Origin of the sequence: Bradyrhizobium sp. HKCCYLRH2060 (assembly GCF_051168135.1) — a bacterium.
Lineage (GTDB): Bacteria > Pseudomonadota > Alphaproteobacteria > Rhizobiales > Xanthobacteraceae > Bradyrhizobium.
In genome coordinates this window covers 298794-313394 of record NZ_JBNPUK010000002.1, presented here as the reverse complement: position 1 = coordinate 313394, position 14601 = coordinate 298794, and the positions used below count along the sequence as shown (strand labels likewise).

Below are 14601 nucleotides of genomic sequence, written 5' to 3'. Positions count from 1 at the left end.
CTCATCCCATTCCCGAACGCCAACCGCCGTGGCCGCTGGAGCTTCGTCCGCCATCATGAAAATCGAATCGTTGTCAGTCGACTTCAACGACGAGCAGAAGCGCTACCTCGAAGGCTTGGCTGCGGGCCTCAAGGTCACGCTGGCAGGGCGCGGCCAGGGTGGCACGCCGACAGCAAGCGAGCCGACCGGTCCAGACGCCATCCACATCAAGGCGCAGGACAAGGTGATCGCGTCGGGACGGAAGCTCGTCGACCAGGAGAAGGTCAAGCGCGAGCTCCATCCCTTCGATGCTTACGAGAGGCTGAAGGAGCAGGCGCGCAATGATGCTGCGCCATCCACGGCCGACAATTTCCGCTGGCGCTATTACGGCCTGTTTCACGTCGCGCCGGCGCAGGATTCCTATATGTGCCGGCTGCGCATTCCCAACGGCATCCTGAAGCATTGGCAACTGACGGGCCTTGCCGATCTCGCCGACCAGCTTTGCGGCCCCTACAGCCACGTCACCACGCGGGCCAACCTGCAACTGCGCGAAATCCCGCCGAGGCACGCGGTCATGCTGCTGGAAGGACTCTCGGATCTCGGTCTGACGGCGCGCGGCTCCGGCGCCGACAACATCCGCAATGTGACGGGGACGCCAACGGCCGGCATCGATCCGCAGGAATTGTTGGACACGCGGCTCTATGCGCGCGAATGGCATTTCCACATCCTCAACGACCGCTCACTGTACGGCCTGCCACGCAAGTTCAACGTCGCTTTCGACGGTGCCGGGCGGATCGCGGCGCTTGAGGACACCAACGACATCGCCTTTTCGGCGGTCGAGGTGAAGGACGGTTTTGGGGTCGCGCCCGGCGTGTGGTTCAGACTCGCCCTCGGCGGCATCACCGGACACAAGGATTTCGCCAAGCCGACAGGGATCATCGTCGAGCCGGAGCGGGCGACCGAGGTGGCCGACGCCATCGTGCGGCTGTTCATCGAGACCGGCGACCGCACCAATCGCCTCAAGGCTCGGCTCAAATATGTGCTCGACAGCATGGGCCACGACAAGTTCATGGAAGCCGTTGAAACAAGGCTCGGCCGCAAGCTGGCGCGCGTCCCCGACGAGGCGCTCGCGCCGCGGCCCGACGCCGATCGCATGGCCCATATCGGCGTCCACCAGCAGAAGCAGCAGGGGGTGAACTGGATCGGCGTGGTGCTGCCGTTGGGCAAGCTGACGACGGACCAGATGCGCGCGCTCGCCAAGATCGCAGCCGATCTCGGCGACGGCGAGATCCGGCTCACGGTGTGGCAGAACCTGCTGCTCTCGGGCGTTCCCGACGACAAGGTCGCGCTGGCCTGTGCGGCGATCGAGCAGATCGGGCTGTCGACAAAGGCCTCGCACATCCGCGCCGGACTGATCGCCTGCACCGGCAACGCCGGCTGCAAGTTCGCGGCATCCAACACCAAGAAGCATGCGGCCGAGATCGGCGACTGGTGCGAGAGCAGGGTGGACGTCGACACCCCGTTGAACATCCATCTCACCGGCTGTCATCATTCCTGTGCCCAGCACTACATCAGCGACATCGGCATGATCGCGGCAAAGGTGCCGGTCGGTGATGGCGACGACACGGTCGAGGGCTATCACCTGTTCGCCGGCGGCGGGTTCGGCCCGCAGGCCGACATCGGCCGCGAGGTCTATCGCGACCTCAAGGCGGCGGATGCGCCTGTAACCGTTGAGAAGCTGCTCAAGGCCTATCTCGCCCATCGCGCCTCTCCCGAGGAGACCTTCCTGTCGTTCGCACGCCGTCACGACGGCGAGGCGCTGCGCAATCTCGCCGAAGCCCAGACCTCGTCGGAGGTGTCAGCATGAACCAGATCACGCCCATGCCCAAGATCGAGATCATTCCTTCGACGGCGCCATTCTCCGAGGCGCAACGCTCATGGCTCAACGGCTTTCTGGCCGGAGCGCTCGGCTTCGACGGCGCGACAGCGTTGTCGCCGGCGCAGAACGGCGCCGTGCTTGCGCCCGCGGGCGACGGTGACGACGGCGAGGCGCCATGGCACGACCAGACCATGCCGATCGCCGAGCGCATGAAGCTCGCCGAGGGCCGTCCGCTGCGCCGGCGCATGATGGCGGCCATGGCGCAGCAGGACTGCGGCCAATGCGGTTACAATTGCAGCGACTATTCGGATGCGATTGCCGATCGCAGCGAGGCGCGGCTGAATCTGTGCGTCCCCGGCGGCAAGGAAACCGCGCGGATGCTCAAGGCGCTCTACGAGGAGATCGACAGGGCTCCGGCCGCGGCCAAGCCCGCTGCGGCTGCGCCGGCCACCGTCTCCGTCGTCGTCAGCGAGCCCGGTCGCTCGCGCGACAATCCGGTTGAGGCGACGTTCCTGTCGCGGCGCCTGCTCAACAAGCCGGGCTCGGAGAAGGAGACCTGGCACATCGAGTTCGATCTCGGCGAGAGCGGGCTCGACTACGTCGTCGGCGATTCCTTCGGCATCTTCGCCAAGAACGATCTCGGCCTCGTCGATCAGATCATCGCGCTGCTCGGCGCCTCGCACATGACTGAGGTGAACGGCAAGCCGCTGCGGCAGTGCCTGTTGGAGGACGTCTCGCTGGCGCCGGCGCCGGATTCGCTGTTCGAGCTGATCTCCTTCATCACCGGCGGCGCGACCCGCGAGAAGGCGCGGCAGCTGGCGCAGGGCGAGGATCCCGACGGCGACGCGGCGACGCTCGACGTGATGGCGGTGCTGCAGAAGTTCTCCGGCGTCCGGCCGCATCCGGAGGCCTTCGTCGAGGCGCTGGAGCCGCTGCAGCCGCGGCTCTACTCCATCTCGTCGTCGCACAATGCCACGCCCGGCAGGTTGTCGCTGACGGTCGACTGCGTCCGCTACGTCATCGGCAAGCGCAAGCGGCTGGGACTTGCCTCGACGTTCCTGGCCGAGCGGATCAATCCCGGCGACAAGCTGCGCGTCTATGTGCAGAAGGCGCACGGATTCGCGCTGCCCGCTGATCCGAAGACGCCGATCATCATGGTCGGTCCCGGCACCGGCGTCGCGCCGTTCCGCGCGTTCCTGCACGACCGCAGGGCGACCGGCGCGCCCGGCAAGAACTGGCTGTTCTTCGGACATCAGCGCAGCGACTGCGACTTCTTCTACGCCGACGAGCTGAACGCCATGAAGACGGCCGGCCTCCTGACGCGGTTGTCGCTGGCGTGGTCGCGCGACGGCGACAAGAAGTTCTACGTCCAGGACCGCATGCGCGAGGTCGGGCGCGAGGTCTGGACCTGGCTCGCCGACGGCGCCCATCTCTACATCTGCGGCGACGCCAAGCGCATGGCCAAGGACGTCGAGCGCGCCCTCGTCGACATCGTCGCCCAGTTCGGGGCCCGCTCGACCGACGAGGCCGTCAGCTTCGTGGCCGACCTCAAGAAGAAGGGCCGGTTCCAGCTCGACGTCTACTGAGCGGGAACCCTGCGGAGAATATTCTCGGCCGCTACCCCCGGCCGAGAATTTTTTGGTTCCAGCGGGACCCGAAGCAGGGGGCTTGTCGTTATTTCGCCGGTTGCCTTGCGCCGGCCCGCGAGAACGCTTTTCTCATGGCCGGAACTTCAGGAGACCGGCCATGCGGACGATATCGACGCCCCTGCGACAGATGCCCCAGGCCCGCGCCATTCGCGAGCGCGGCGCAACTGTCGCGCTGGTTGCCTTCTACAGCGCGATGGCGCTGATTGCCGCGATCACCCTGGGCACATCCTTCACGCACCCGTTCTGATCCTCCTCACCTCTTGAACGGCGCGACCGTGATGCCGGCCGCGTCCAGCGCCTTGCGGACCTCCCGCGCAATCTCGACCGCGCCAGCTGTATCGCCGTGAATGCAGACTGTGTCGGTGCGCATCTTCATCACCTTGCCCGTCACCGAGATCACCGCGCCATCCTGAACCATGCGCACGACGCGATCGGCGATGACCTTGGGATCGTGCAGCACGGCGCCGGGCTTGCTGCGCGACACCAGAAGCCCGTCGTCGCCATAGGCGCGATCGGCGAACACCTCGTGCGCCATCGACAGATTGGCCTTCTCGCCCGCGGTCACCAGCTTGGAGTTGGCGAGCACGACAAAGATCAGACTGGGATCGACGGCCTTGATCGCCTTGGCGATCGCGTTTGCCGTCATGTCATCCTCGCAGGCGACGTTGGACAGCGCGCCGTGGGCCTTCACATGCGTGACCTTGTGGCCGGCCGCGGTGGCGATCGCCTGCAGCGCGCCGATCTGATAGGCGACGAGGTTTTCGATCTCCGATGATTTCAATCCGGGTACCGGACGCCGGCCGAAACCATGCAGATCGCGATAGCCGGGATGCGCACCGACGCGGACACCTTTGGCCTTCGCCATCTCGACCGTGCGGCGCATGATGTCGGCATCGCCGGCATGAAAACCGCAGGCGACGTTCACCGACGTCGCCAGCTCGATCATGGCGGCATCATTGCCCATTTCCCACGGGCCAAAGCTCTCTCCGAGGTCGCAGTTCAGGTCGACGGTGCTGGTCATGTCAGGGTCCGCTCGTTGATGGGTCCGAAACAGCGTGAGATGTGCTCAAATCAATCGGGAGTCGCTCCGGGCCAGGTGGTGGCGTCGGTTGCGCTGACCGCATGACCGGCAACATTGGCCGTGAACAGCGCATCGACGTTGAAATCGCTGTTCGCGAGCTCACTGATGCGGCCAGGCAGGCTGCGCAGCAGATCCTTGTAGCGGCGCAGCTCGGCCTGCGCCTCGGCGACGCTCACGGCCTTGAAGCGGAACGGCGTGCCGGCGGGCGTCTGCGCCAGGCGGCCGAAATCCGCCGTGATGACGGTCGCGATCTTCGGATAGCCGCCGCTGGTGCCGCGATCGGACATCAGCACGATCGGCGAACCGTTGCCAGGCACCTGGATGCTGCCGTCCACGGTGCCGTCGGAGACGATGTTGTGGCCATGGAGATGGCGGATCGGCGGTCCTTCAAGGCGATAGCCCATGCGGTCGCTGGTTGCTGACACCATCCAGTCGCTGCCGAGGAACAGCGCTTTCATCTCGTCGCTGAACTCATCGTCCTGCGGCCCCATCACGACGCGGATCACGCCGCTCATTCTCGGCACATCAATCCGCAGTTCCGGCGCGTCGCTGGCGGGGGTGACCTCGAACCTGTCGCCGGCCTGGAGCGGCCGCGGGTAGGGGCTGCCGAGCCCGGCGCGCGCATTCACCGAGAGACTGTTGAACATCGGCTCGCCGGCGATGCCGCCTTCGATGGCCAGATAAGTGAACGAGCCGCCGCGCGCAAAGCCGAGCGTGAGCTGCTCTCCGTCGTTCAGTGTCACCGACGTGTTGATCTCGATCGGCCGCTTGGCGACGTCCGCCGGCCGCTGCGCGCCGGCGAGCGCCACGCGCACCGCGCCGCCCTTCGCCGCGAACGTCGCGCCGAACGGTCCGATCTCGATCGCAGCCGCCATCGGCACATTGCCGACGAGGCTGTTGGCTGCGGCCAGCGCCAGCTTGTCCATCGCGCCGGATGGCGTCAGTCCGTAGCGCTGCGCGCCGAAACGGCCGCCATCCTGGACCGAGCTTGCCGGACCGATCTGTGAGACGACGAGCGTGCTCATGCGGCGATCCGCTCTGCGATGAGCTCGCCGCCCTCCGCGGCGCGCTCCTGCTCCGCGAAGGTCTTCACGTCGACGGCGTAGAAGCTGACCTCGTCGCCGGGCTCGAGCAGGAAGGTCGGGTCGCGGTGCAGTTGAAACGTCCGCATCGCGGTGCGCCCGAGCAGGTGCCAGCCGCAGGGGCCGGCAAGGCACTGGATGCCGGTCTGGATGCCGCCGATCGCGATGATGCCTGCCGGTGTCGCCAAGCGCGGGTTCTGCCGGCGCGACATCTGCAACGTCGGATCGAGACCGGACAGATAGGACCAGCCCGGCGTGAAGCCGATCATCGCGACGCGATAGATGCCGGCGACATGGCGGGCGACGACCTCGTCCGGCGTCAGGTTCAGCGCCTTGGCGACGTCCTCCAGGTCGATGCCATTCTCGCCGCCGTAGCAGACTGGAACCCGCCAGCGCCGGATCTCGCTGTCCGGCGCAAGCGACCCGGCCGACAGCGCCAACAGCTTTGCCCCAAGCGTGTCGTGGTCGATCACACCTGCATCATAGTGCACCAGCAGCGAGCGATAGGTCGGCACCGTCTCGGTGATGCCCGCGATGGCGGCGGCAGTCAGCGCATGGTCGAGCGCAAGCACGCGGCGATTGGCGGTCTCGTCGATGGTCCGGCTGAACTCGACGGTGACCGCGCTGTCGCCGCTGGGCAGCAGGCGAGGAGGTGGAAAAGAGTCGGCCATCTGTCCGAGAAGATCCGTGTTGCTGTTCCTCATCTAGCCGCTTTCGATCGCCAGTGGAATTGCGCTGGAGACAAAAAGTCTCGAAAATTCAATAAATTAATCGGATGCCCCGCGATAAGAAGACCTTATCGGGCCGCTGCAGGCCCCGCATGCGCTGGGCGCACTGAGCATGCCCTTGACGCGGCCTTCGTCGCTCGCAAGATGCGCCTGCTTTTTCCGCCAGCCTGTTTGGAGCGCCAGTCTCACAATGTCCCTCACTCCCGAAGCCATCGCTACCCTCTCCCAGGTCACTACGGCGACCATCACGACGGTCCTGCTGAAGAAGGGGTTGCGCAATGTCTGGCTGCGCGGCGCCAAGCCGCTGCGCCCGGGACAGAAGCGGCTGGTCGGTCCCGCCTTCACGCTGCGCTTCGTGCCGGCGCGCGAGGATCTGGCGACGCCGGAATCCTGGTCGTCGCCGATCTCGACCCGCACCGCGATCGAGGCGATGCCCGAAGGCTGCATCGCCGTGGTCGATGCGATGGGCGTCAAGGACGCCGGCATCTTCGGCGACATCCTGTGCGCCCGCATGGTCAAGCGCGGCGTCACCGCGCTGATCACCGATGGTGTCGTGCGCGACCTCGAAGGCGTGATGGGCACCGGCCTGCCGGTGTGGTGCGATGGCTACGCCGCGCCGCCGTCGGTCGCGGGGCTCACCTTCGTCGGCTGGGGCGAGGCGATCGGCTGCGGCGGCGTTGCGGTGTTTCCGAACGACGTCATCGTCGCCGACCAAGATGGCGCGGTGCTGATCCCGCAGGCGATGCTCGATCACGTGCTCGCCGAAGGCCCGGAGCAGGAGCGCATGGAAGCCTGGATCGTCGACGAGGTGAACAAGGGCGCGGTGCTGCCGGGCCTCTATCCGATGAATGCCGAGACCAAGGCGCGCTACGCGGCGTCGAAGAAGTAGGTCGCGGCCGACGCAGCGATCGATCGACTGCAAGGACTTAGGAAAGGCAGAACCATGGTGGATGTTTATCTCGCGGGCTCGCGCCCCACGCGCCGCGCGGCGGCCGAAAGTTTCACCGGTACGGTGTGGCAGGACCCGATCATCACGCCGCAGGCGCCCGCCCGCGTCGCCTCGGCGCGCGTGGCGTTCGAGCCCGGCGCGCGCACCGCCTGGCACACCCATCCGCTCGGACAGACGCTCTACGTGATTCAGGGCGTCGGTCGGGTGCAGGCCAAGGGCGGGCCGGTGCGCGAGATCAAGGCCGGCGACGTCGTGTGGATTCCACCAGGCGAGAAGCATTGGCATGGCGCCGCGCCGACCACCGGCATGGTCCACGTCGCGATGCATGAATCGCTCAACGGTGAGCACGTGACGTGGATGGAGCACGTCACCGACGAGGAATATGCGACGCCGGTCGGCTGACGCCAGACTGACGACCGCTCGAGCGCGCGGTCGCAAGGCCGCGCGCGTTTCATTTGAATGAACTTCGACGGTCGTCGCCGCGCTCAGTTCACCCGCGTCCAGGTCTGGCCGCCGCAGAACATGCCGCCGAAGGCGCAGCCCTGCACGCGAAGACTGTCCGACCCCTTCAGCGCAATGGTCGAATCGTAGGTGCTGCCGCTGTTCGGATCGAAGATGCGGCCGGTCCACTTCTTCTCCTGGGCCTTGTCGCTCGGCCGCATGTTGATCAGGATCTGCTCGCCGTTCTGCTTGGTCTTCGCATCCACCGCGTAGCCGCAGAGATTGGTGCCGCAGGGCTCGATGCGAATCTGGCCCTCCTTCTCCTCCGTCAGCCAGATGCCGACCGGCGAGTTGGGATCGCGACCGGCGGTCTGCGCCGCAGCGGGCGGAGCGGCTGCGGTGGTCACGGCAGGCGTCTGGGCCGGCCGCGGCGGCGGCGGCGCGGCGTCGGGAGCCGGGGAAGCAGCAGGAGCCGCAGCGGCCGTTGCAGCGGCTGGCGGCGCAACCGGTGCCGTGGCGTTGGCGGCTGGGGCCGCCGGAGGGGGCGGCAGCGGCGCCGGTGGCGCGGCCGCCTGGACGGGGGCAGGCACCGTTGGCGGGCTCGCTGGTGCGGCTGCCGTCGGAGCGGGCGCCGTAGGGAGGGGAGCAGGGGGCGCGGTCGCAGCCGGAGCCGGCGCGGGCGGGGCCGGCGTGACCGCCGCCTCGGTGGGCGCCGGAGCCGGCTTGTCCGCCGCGGCTGGCGGCCTGGCCGCCTGATCCGGATCGCGCTTGGTGCGCTTGGACTTCTTCTGCTCGGTATTGTCGTAGACGCCGGGGATCTGCACGGTGCCGCGGTCGGGATCGATGCGGATCGTCTTGCCGCCGTACTCGATGACGTACTGCGCCTCGGCGGCACTGCTGGCCATAACCAAAGCCGCGACGGCCAACAGCCTCTTCATCCGTGTCTCCGCGATGTCGGTTGCTGATGTGAGCGAGCTCACGCGCAATTAAGTCGCCGATGCGGCCGCCTCGGTTCAACGCAGCCCCCGCTCAGAAATCCAGCGGCGCATTGTCGACCACCTCCTTCATCACGAAGAAGGTGCGGGTCTGCCGCACGCCGGGCAGCGAGATCAACTGGTCACCATGCATGCGGTTGAAATCCTGCATGTCGCGAACGCGGATCTTGAGGAAGAAGTCGAAATCGCCGGCGACGAGATGGCAATCGAGCACGAATTTCAGCTTGCGGATCGCCGCCTCGAAAGTGCGAAAGCTCTCCGGCGTCGAGCGGTCGAGCACGACGCCGACCAGCACCAGCGCGCTGCGCTCGACCTTCTCGGGGGCGATCTGCGCACGCACGCTCCTGATGTAGCCCTCCTCGAACAGGCGCTGGGTGCGGCGATGGCAGGTGGCCGGACTGACATGAACGGTGGCGGCAAGCTCGGCATTGCTCATCCGGCCGTCCTTCTGCAGCAGTTGCAGGATGCGGCGGTCGACGCGGTCGAGATCGATGCTGGAAGGTTCTTTCATTCTTGCTGTCATGGATGGGAGTTTCTCTTACGGATACCAAAAATAGGCGGACGTAAGCACGAAAACACAGGGTAATAAAGAGAGCACCTTTCTCCGCCTTTTTCGTATGTTTCGGCCGGCCCATTCATCCACCCACGGAGAGACCCGTGCTTCGGCTCGACAAGTTCAAAAAATATCCGCTCACCTTCGGTGCCACCCCGATCGAGCATCTGCCGCGGCTGACGGCGGCGCTCGGCGGCAAGGTGCAGATCTACGCCAAGCGCGACGACTGCAATTCCGGTCTCGCCATGGGCGGCAACAAGCTGCGCAAGCTCGAATACATCGTGCCCGACGCGATCGAGTCCAATGCCGACACCCTGGTCTCGATCGGCGGCGTGCAGTCCAACCACACCCGCATGGTGGCGGCGACCGCGGCCAAGATCGGCATGAAGTGCGTTGTCGTCCAGGAGAGCTGGGTGCCGCACGAGGACGCCGTCTATGACCGCGTCGGCAACATCCTGATGACGCGCCTGATGGGCGCCGACAGCCGCATCGTCGAGGACGGCTTCGACATCGGCATCCGCAAGAGCTGGGAGAACGCGATCCAGTCGGTGAAGGACGCCGGCGGCAAGCCCTACGGCATTCCGGCCGGTGCTTCCGTGCACAAATTCGGCGGCCTCGGCTATGTCGGCTTCGCCGAGGAGGTGAGGGCGCAGGAAGCCGAGATGGGCATCAAGTTCGACTACATCATCGTCTGCGTCGTCACCGGCTCGACCCAGGCCGGCATGATCGTCGGCTTTGCCGCGGATGGACGCGCCGACCGCGTCATCGGCATCGATGCCTCCGGCACGCCGGAGCAGACCCGCAGCCAGGTGCGGCAGATCGTCGACAACACCGCCGAGCTGGTCGAGCTCGGCCGCAAGGTGCGCGACGACGAGATCGTGATCCTGAATGACTACGCCTATCCGGCCTATGGCGTGCCGAGTGCCGAGACCAACGAGGCCATTCGCCTCGCCGCCCGCACCGAGGCGATGATCACCGACCCCGTCTACGAGGGCAAGTCGATGCAGGGCATGATCGACCTCGTCAAGAAGGGCTACTTCCCGGAGGGATCGAAGGTGCTCTACGCCCATCTGGGCGGCGCGCCGGCGATCAACGGCTACAGCTACACGTATCGCAACGGCTGAGGCCTGTTTGAACTCCGTTCGCTGCGCGGTTATGAGCCGAGCTTTCACAACACGCTCCACTGTCGTCCCGGCCTCGAGCCGGGACCCATAACCACCAGCGGGACTGTTCTGCAGGCCTGCACCTTCGCACCTGCCACAAACGACGGCCTGTGAGCATGGGTCCCGGCTCGAGGCCGGGACGACACCGTTTGTGTCGCCCGAGCGATCCGCACCTAACACTCTAGAGCATGACCTTGCTGTCTCGCGACGCATGACGTCCGAGTGATTCCATCAGTCGTGCCCCTCTCGAATAGAAGAGGGCGCAGGGAATGCCGGGTGAGGGCCTCACCCATGGCCCGCCTGCGTAAAAAATGCAGGCGGCAGGTACCACAGGTGCTGCCGATCAACCGGCATTCCCTGCGCGACGTTCTTAACGCTTATACGCAGTCTCCCTGGTGCGCCGGGCTTGTTGGCCACCATCACCACGCGGCGCCTTGAGCACCTTCGCGGCTTGATACCAGCGTCGGGGTATCAGGACCCTGCGACTTCACGTCCGCAAGCTGCCGTTCGTCCGCGTGCAAGCACGCTTTCGGCATCTCGCGGCCGTCGCCTCCCCACCTCGCGTGTCGTGACGATCGCGCGCAACGCCCCTCTTCGATGAGGCGGGATGGCGGCAGTAAAGCATGAAATTCTGAAAAACAAAAGTGGAATATTTTCTACCGGAGGACTGGACAGAGGTCTTCTCATTGAAACTACGCCGGAATATCGCGTTTAGGTGCGGGTCTTTCGGGGTAGGCTCGGCGTGCAATTCCACGGCGGGTAGACTGACGCTCCACGAGGTCCGATCTAAGGTCACAACCGGCCATCGTATATCTACTCCCGGCCCAGAGGTGACACTCAGCCCCTAGCAACAGCGAAGGGCGATCGCTAGAATTCGGTCATGAGCGACACCGCGAAGGCCACCGGTAGGGGACTGCGCTTAGGCTGGCATTGGCTTTGGTTCGTGCCGCTTTGCGTGATCGTGCTCGCGTTCGTGGAGCGGCACACGGTTAGCCACGCTTTCTTGCTCATCAAGCTCGGCTGGCATCGCTGGACGTGGGGCGCTCTGATCTCGCCGTCTGCGGCGTTCTTCCTCGGCGTAATTGCGACTTCAATTATTTGGCCGCTTTACGGTCTAGCTGTTGTTGCGTTTCTCGTCACGGTGAGACAGCCATGGCGATGGGTGGTCTTGATGATCGCCGGGGTATTGCTGCTTCCGTTTGTCACCGATCTTCTCACTTGGGGATCATTCCCCTTCATCTTTGACAACACAGGGAGCGCACGATTGAGAATGATCCCCTTCCTCCCGTGGCCGAGCGGCGCTTACGGGGAATATTGATTGCGTGTCTGCTCTGCTCCGTGACAGCGACGTTGCTTCGTTTTCCGCCAAGCCTTAACTTTTTCGATCCGACGTTCTCACGGGGCACTTGCAGAGAGTCTGCCTAATTCATCGAACGCTGCATATTCAGCCTACATCCCGTCAGCTTCGTCAGAATTTACTCGAACCAATTCTTGTAGATCGCCTGGTAGCTGCCGTTCTCCGTCGAGATGTGCAGCCATTGGTCCACGAACGCCTTCAGCGCCACGTCGCGCTGCAGCCAGTAGGCCTTCTCCGAAAAGTCGAACGGCTTCTCTGGATGGACGGCGCACAAGACACCAGGATGCAGTTTCTGCTGGTAGCGCGTCTCAGAGGCGTCGGTCATCATCAGGTCGGCGTCGCCCTTGGCGATCTCGTCGAAGATGGTGACGTTGTCGGTGTGGACCCGGATGTCGGCGGCCTTGATGTTGGCGCGGGCGAAGCGCTCGTTGGTGCCGCCCGGATTGACGACGACCCGGGTGCCGGGCTTGTCGATGTCGGACAGCGTCTGGTACTTCGAGGTGTCGCTGCAACGGGCGATCGGTGTCTTGCCCTCGCGCATGATCGGCGTCGAGAAGTAGCCCTTCTTCTGACGGTCGAGCGTGATCGACACGCCGCCCATGGCGACGTCGAACTTGTCGGCCTCGAAATCCTTCATGAGCTGCGGCCAGCTCGTCGGCACGAACTCGACCTTGACGCCGAGCGCCTTGCCGAGCGACTCGGCCATGTCGACGTCGAAGCCGGAGAATTTGCCGGTCGCCTTGTCGAGATAGGTGAAGGGCTTGTAGTCGCCGGTCATGCCGACCCGCAAGCTACCGCGCTGCACGATCTCGTCGAGCCGCGAGGCCTGGTCCGCGGCCGCCGGCACGGCAAGGCTGCAGACGAGGACGAGCCCGGTCAGGACGGACAGCGGACGATCGAAAAACCCCATGATTGCGACACCTCGGCTTGAGTGGGACGAGGGTCTTCTTACAGGAAGCGGTGTCGCGGGACGAGGGGCAGGCGGCGGTCGCATCGTTCGGATCGGCTCACGGCCGCCGCCAGCGGTCGAGCCTCCTGGTCCACCAGGCAATGCCGCGCATCATTCAACGATGCGCGGCCACCGAGCGCTAGGTCCGGCCGGGTTCGACCGGAGCAAACGCACCCTTGCCGGTCATCTCGTTCTTCAGTGCCTCGAAGCGCTCTGCCGCCTCGCGCGCACGGGTGTCGACCATGTCGATGGCGGCTTCGGCCGTCATCGGGCCGCTGCTGACGGCGATCGAGGTCGGCCCGACGGTCTCATCGACATAGTAGCCGTCCTCGCCGCGCCGCGCGGTCCAGCGGAAGCGGATCGCAGAGATCGGGCCGGGACCGATCTTGGTGTAGCCGTCGGCCTGATCGAATGAGACCACCGTACCCGTGGCCTTTCTGGCTGGAGAGTTGGGAACAGGCGCGCTCGCCCGGTCGTCACGCTTCGCAGATTCCGGCTTGTCGAGGATGCTCGCTATCGTTGCGAGCGCGTGCTCCGTCGCAACACTCATGATCGCCTCTGTTCCTACTGACGCGCGCAAACGCCGACGCCAATAGCTGCAGTTGTAGCGAAGTCTGGGCGAGATGCAACATTGCGTTCAAATTTGGGCGACAAAGCGGTGGATGAAGATCCCCGCAGGACGGCGTTCGACTCAGCCGGCTTGTCTCCAAACGTGAATGGCCGGGATGGAGCCCGGCCATGATCATTCGAGCACTGAGCACAAGTATCAGCGCGAGACGGCGCCAGCCCGCGATTCAGAGCACGTCCTGATTGATCACGTTCTGCCGAATCGGCTCGCCGTCGAGCACACTGAGGATGTTGCGCGCGGTCTGCTCGCTCATGCGGTCGACCGCCTCGCGGGTGACGCCGGCGACGTGCGGGGCCATGATCACGTTGGGCAGCATATGCAGCGCGTGGCCGACCGGCGGCGGCTCCTGCTCGAACACGTCGAGGCCGGCGCCGGCGAGGCGGCCGGACACCAGCGCGTCGTACAGCGCGGCCTCGTCGACCAGGCCGCCGCGCGCGGTGTTGATGAGGTAGGCGGTCGGCTTCATCAGCCGCAGACGCGCGGCATTGAACAGGCCGATGGTCTCGGGCGTCTTCGGGCAATGGATGCTGACGAAATCGGCGCGCGGCAGCGCGGCGTCGAGGTCGGTCACCGGCTCGCAGCCGGCGGCGGTGATGTCGGCCGCGGGCTTGTAGGGGTCGTAGACCAGGACCTGCATCTCCATCGCCAGGCAGCGCTTGGCGGTGCGGGTGCCGATGCGGCCGAAGCCGATGATCAGCACGGTCTTGCCGTAGAGATCGAACGGCAGCACGCCGAGCCGCGAGCCCCAGGTGCCGTCCTTGACCATGGCATGCATCTCGTTGGCGCGCTTGGCCAGCGTCAGCATCATGAACAGTGCCTGCTCGGCGACCGACGGCGAATTCGCGGTGCCCGCGACCATCAAGGGCACCTTGTGGCGGCTCAGCGCCGGCACGTCGACCGCATCGAAGCCGACGCCGATCCGGGTCACGACCTTCATGTCGCCGGCAGCGACGAGCTCCGGCTCGCCGAAGCGCGTCGCACCGAGAGCCACACCATGCACCGGGGCATGGGAGGCGAGCAGCACGGAGAAATCCGCAGCCGAGATCATGTTGGGGAACTCGATCATCTCGACGTCGTCGCGCGCTGCGAGCAGCGCGCGTCCCTTGGCCGAGAAGGATTCCGTGACGAGGATCTTGTTCTTGTTGGTTGCCGTCCTGGTGGTCATGTC

General features: G+C 65.5%; 15 protein-coding genes. 7 read left to right on the top strand and 8 right to left on the bottom strand.

What is annotated here, in order from left to right; genetic code table 11:
- Window positions 1-55 precede the first annotated feature (55 nt).
- The 3 genes from ACQR10_RS05215 to ACQR10_RS05205 all read left to right on the top strand — a co-directional run bounded on the left by ACQR10_RS05215 (window position 56) and on the right by ACQR10_RS05205 (window position 3754).
- Window positions 56-1846: a NirA family protein gene (locus ACQR10_RS05215; protein ID WP_316215792.1), complete on the top strand. Its 1791-nt coding sequence runs from the start codon at window positions 56-58 to the stop codon at window positions 1844-1846.
- Window positions 1843-3444, top strand: a complete 1602-nt coding sequence (locus tag ACQR10_RS05210; protein WP_316215793.1) for a sulfite reductase subunit alpha — start codon at window positions 1843-1845, stop codon at window positions 3442-3444. The genes ACQR10_RS05215 and ACQR10_RS05210 overlap by 4 nt, the downstream gene beginning before the upstream one ends.
- Before the next feature lie 160 nt (window positions 3445-3604).
- Entirely contained in the window at window positions 3605-3754 is a 150-nt protein-coding gene (locus ACQR10_RS05205) for a hypothetical protein (RefSeq protein WP_315711980.1), read from the top strand.
- 6 nt (window positions 3755-3760) lie between these two features.
- Here ACQR10_RS05205 and ACQR10_RS05200 read toward each other — a convergent pair whose 3' ends face one another.
- The 3 genes from ACQR10_RS05200 to pxpB are packed head-to-tail and all read right to left on the bottom strand — an operon-like array spanning window position 3761 to window position 6341.
- A complete protein-coding gene (locus ACQR10_RS05200; protein WP_316215794.1) occupies window positions 3761-4528 on the bottom strand; it encodes a LamB/YcsF family protein in 768 nt (255 codons plus the stop codon).
- A 50-nt stretch (window positions 4529-4578) separates the two neighbouring features.
- Window positions 4579-5613 carry a biotin-dependent carboxyltransferase family protein gene (locus ACQR10_RS05195; protein ID WP_316215795.1) on the bottom strand — a complete coding sequence of 345 codons (1035 nt, stop codon included), beginning with the start codon at window positions 5611-5613 and terminating at the stop codon, window positions 4579-4581.
- Window positions 5610-6341 carry a 5-oxoprolinase subunit PxpB gene (gene pxpB / locus ACQR10_RS05190; RefSeq protein ID WP_316178775.1) on the bottom strand — a complete coding sequence of 244 codons (732 nt, stop codon included), beginning with the start codon at window positions 6339-6341 and terminating at the stop codon, window positions 5610-5612. The genes ACQR10_RS05195 and pxpB overlap by 4 nt, the downstream gene beginning before the upstream one ends.
- Window positions 6342-6588: 247 nt before the next feature.
- Between pxpB and ACQR10_RS05185 the strand changes: the two genes are divergently transcribed.
- On the top strand, window positions 6589-7287 hold the full coding sequence (locus ACQR10_RS05185) for a ribonuclease activity regulator RraA (protein WP_006613956.1): 699 nt from the start codon (window positions 6589-6591) through the stop codon (window positions 7285-7287).
- Between the two features lie 54 nt (window positions 7288-7341).
- The gene (locus tag ACQR10_RS05180; protein ID WP_008965351.1) at window positions 7342-7749 is read left to right on the top strand and encodes a (R)-mandelonitrile lyase; all 408 of its coding nucleotides are present in this window, start codon (window positions 7342-7344) and stop codon (window positions 7747-7749) included.
- Between the two features lie 83 nt (window positions 7750-7832).
- Here the strand turns inward: ACQR10_RS05180 and ACQR10_RS05175 are convergent, their stop codons facing one another.
- Window positions 7833-8726 carry a DUF2147 domain-containing protein gene (locus ACQR10_RS05175; protein ID WP_316215796.1) on the bottom strand — a complete coding sequence of 298 codons (894 nt, stop codon included), beginning with the start codon at window positions 8724-8726 and terminating at the stop codon, window positions 7833-7835.
- Between the two features lie 91 nt (window positions 8727-8817).
- On the bottom strand, window positions 8818-9294 hold the full coding sequence (locus ACQR10_RS05170; RefSeq protein WP_316215797.1) for an Lrp/AsnC family transcriptional regulator: 477 nt from the start codon (window positions 9292-9294) through the stop codon (window positions 8818-8820).
- A gap of 146 nt (window positions 9295-9440) precedes the next feature.
- Here ACQR10_RS05170 and ACQR10_RS05165 point away from each other — a divergent pair, with 146 nt between their 5' ends.
- Window positions 9441-10460, top strand: a complete 1020-nt coding sequence (locus tag ACQR10_RS05165) for a 1-aminocyclopropane-1-carboxylate deaminase (RefSeq protein WP_172108925.1) — start codon at window positions 9441-9443, stop codon at window positions 10458-10460.
- A gap of 919 nt (window positions 10461-11379) precedes the next feature.
- The gene (locus ACQR10_RS05160; RefSeq protein ID WP_315799994.1) at window positions 11380-11817 is read left to right on the top strand and encodes a hypothetical protein; all 438 of its coding nucleotides are present in this window, start codon (window positions 11380-11382) and stop codon (window positions 11815-11817) included.
- 157 nt (window positions 11818-11974) lie between these two features.
- Here the strand turns inward: ACQR10_RS05160 and ACQR10_RS05155 are convergent, their stop codons facing one another.
- From ACQR10_RS05155 to ACQR10_RS05145, 3 genes are all read right to left on the bottom strand, one after another.
- Entirely contained in the window at window positions 11975-12766 is a 792-nt protein-coding gene (locus ACQR10_RS05155) for a transporter substrate-binding domain-containing protein (protein ID WP_315799993.1), read from the bottom strand.
- A 178-nt stretch (window positions 12767-12944) separates the two neighbouring features.
- Complete coding sequence (locus tag ACQR10_RS05150) at window positions 12945-13355, bottom strand: hypothetical protein (protein WP_316178771.1); 411 nt, start codon at window positions 13353-13355, stop codon at window positions 12945-12947.
- A 244-nt stretch (window positions 13356-13599) separates the two neighbouring features.
- Window positions 13600-14598 carry a hydroxyacid dehydrogenase gene (locus tag ACQR10_RS05145; protein WP_316215798.1) on the bottom strand — a complete coding sequence of 333 codons (999 nt, stop codon included), beginning with the start codon at window positions 14596-14598 and terminating at the stop codon, window positions 13600-13602.
- Between the last annotated feature and the right edge of the window lie 3 nt (window positions 14599-14601).